The organism is Variovorax humicola, assembly GCF_037889915.1.
Taxonomy (GTDB): Bacteria; Pseudomonadota; Gammaproteobacteria; order Burkholderiales; family Burkholderiaceae_C; genus Variovorax; species Variovorax humicola.
This window is the reverse complement of record NZ_JBBKZV010000102.1, coordinates 1-1,229: the sequence shown is the minus strand read 5'-3', so window position 1 is coordinate 1,229 and position 1,229 is coordinate 1. Positions and strand designations below refer to the sequence as shown.

Sequence of the window (1,229 nt, the reverse complement as noted above, 5' to 3'; positions counted from 1 at the left end):
GCTCAAGGTCGGCATGCCGTGGGAGGCGGGGGTGAGCATCACGCCGCTGCCGGGCCTGCACCGCACGGCCTACATGACCGAGGCGCTGGAAGACGCGATGGCGAAGGGTGCGCAGATCGTCAACGCAGGCGGCGGCGAGTTCTGCCAGACCTTGTATTACCCGGCGGTGGTGTATCCGGTGCGCGAGGGGATGAAGCTCTACCGCGAGGAGCAGTTCGGCCCGCTCGTCCCCATCATGCCCTTCGACGACATCGAGACTGCGCTCGACTACGTCATCACCTCGGACCACGGCCAGCAGGTCAGTGTCTTCGGCTCCGATGCGGCGCAGATCGGCGCGCTGGTCGACCCGCTCGTCAACCAGGTCTGCCGCGTCAACATCAATTGCCAGTGCCAGCGCGGTCCCGACGTGTTTCCGTTTGCGGGGCGCAAGGATTCGGCCGAGGGCACGCTGTCGGTGGCCGATGCACTGAGGGCCTTCTCGATCCGCTCGATGGTCGCCGCGAAGCAGACCGAGCCGAGCAAGAAACTGCTCAACGCGATCGTGCAGGACCACAAGTCGCAGTTCATCAACACCGGTTTCATCCTGTGAGGGAGTCGAGCATGCACCGCCAACGCCACGCCAAGATCGTCGCCACCCTGGGGCCGGCCAGCTCCGACGCCGAGACCATCCGCGCACTCTTCGATGCCGGCGCGGACGTGTTCCGCTTCAACTTCAGCCACGGCAGCCACGAGCAGCACCGCGCGCGCTGCGACATCGTGCGGCGCATCGAGCAGGAGACCGGGCGGCCCATCGCCATCCTGCTCGACCTGCAGGGGCCCAAGCTGCGCGTCGGCACCTTCGCGGACGGCCCGGTCAAGCTGAGCGCGGGCGACGCGTTCCGGCTCGACCTGGACGCCACGCCCGGTACCCGCAAGCGCGCGCCGCTGCCGCATCCCGAGATCTTCGCGGCGCTCAAGCCCGGCACCGACCTGCTGCTCGACGACGGCAAGATCCGCCTGCGCGTGCAGGCCTGCGGCGCCGACTTCGCGGACACCACCGTCGTCGCAGGCGGCACGCTGTCGGAACGCAAGGGCGTCAACGTGCCCGAGGTGCTGCTGCCGATCTCGGCCCTCACGCCCAAGGACCGCGCCGACCTCGACTTCGGGCTGCAGCTCGGCGTCGACTGGGTGGCGCTGTCCTTCGTGCAGCGGCCCGAGGACATGCAGGAGCTGCGCGAGATCGTGAAGGG

2 protein-coding genes are annotated in these 1,229 nt (G+C 68.6%); both read left to right on the top strand.

Annotation, left to right across the window (positions count from 1 at the left end; translation table 11 throughout):
- A partial coding sequence (locus WKW80_RS37210) for an aldehyde dehydrogenase family protein (RefSeq protein ID WP_340368563.1) occupies positions 1-589 on the top strand: 589 nt, incomplete at its 5' end.
- Between the two features lie 11 nt (positions 590-600).
- A partial coding sequence (locus WKW80_RS37205; RefSeq protein WP_340368562.1) for a pyruvate kinase occupies positions 601-1,229 on the top strand: 629 nt, incomplete at its 3' end.